This is a genomic window from Micromonospora sp. NPDC051196 (assembly GCF_040682415.1).
GTDB lineage: Bacteria > Actinomycetota > Actinomycetes > Mycobacteriales > Micromonosporaceae > Micromonospora.
On sequence record NZ_JBFBAY010000047.1, the window covers coordinates 1 to 1,171 of the forward strand.

1 pseudogene is annotated in these 1,171 nt (G+C 64.1%); it reads right to left on the bottom strand.

Annotated features, from left to right (window positions below):
- Positions 1–70: 70 nt before the first annotated feature.
- Positions 71–1,171 (bottom strand): annotated as a pseudogene (locus tag AB0M35_RS29125) (hypothetical protein); the annotation flags it as partial.

A 1,171-nucleotide genomic window follows, 5' to 3' on the forward strand; every position in this document is an offset into this window, starting at 1 on the left:
AAGATCGTGGCGGCCGCGCTCGTCTTGCTCCACACCGAACACGCCCGCACCACCTGATCACTACAGGTAATCAAACCGTTGCGCGGAATGGCTCACTGAAGTCCGAGCCCATAACCTCGTCGAAGAGGACCCGGTTGGTGAACAGCGAGCTGGCGGACTCCTGGAACGTGTGCAGGAACGGGAAGTGATTGATGTCGTGCAGCAGGGCCGCCACAATCGTGAAACCGACATCGTTGGTGTCGAACGTACGCCGAAACCGCGGCTCGGAGAACAGATGCTTGAGCAGGTCGGCCGTCAGGCTGGCGCAGTGCATCATGTGCATGGCCCGGGTGTGCTCCGCACCGACGAAGACGTAACGCAGCAGGGTGAGCTGCTTGACCTCGAACAGCCTGGTGAAGGCCGGATGCCGGACGATGTCCCCCAGGACCCCCACCTTGGTGAGCACCTGGCCGTCGGGGAACGTCTCCACGTCGACGTTACGCGCGTTGCGGACGAGTTCCGGCACGCCGTACGGGTGAAGGAACTCCGGTTTAGCCCGTTCCAGCAGCCGGTGGATCTCCGGCGCGTCGACTGTCAGGCAGGCCGGATAGTCGGTGAGGTAGTTGGCCACCTCCTCGAGGTAACGGCGATTCGCCAGGTCGAGATTCGTCGCCTTGGCCACCAACTCTCGGATAAGCAGCCCGAACTGGTACCAGTCCAGCCACTCAAGCGAATCCTCCGACCGTGCCTGGGCCAGGTCGATGCGGCCCTGCCGGTCGGCCCGACTCCGGTACCACTCGGCTGGCGCCAGCCGCTCATCGAGCTGGAGAATCGTGTGCTGGGCGGTTTCGTTCACCCGCAGGACCTGACTGGAGTTCAGGTCGATGACGACAACCGGCCGGCGCTGTTCATCGGGGTGGATGATGTTGGAGGCACGCAGATCGAAATGCCCCATGTTGTTGGCGTGCAGCGCGATCAGCGCCCGGAGCACGCCTTCCAGTGCCGGCACGATCAGCCGGACCGCGTCGACTCGGGAACTGTGTAGGTCTTCAAGGCGACGGTCGATGGGCACTCCTTCCACGAAGTCCCGGGTCACCGTCAGGACGTCCACGACCCGGTCGGGGCTGGAGAGTCGCGCAGGGCCGCACCACCGCTCGTAGATGCGCGGCAGCTCAGGCCGTTGCACTGCCTT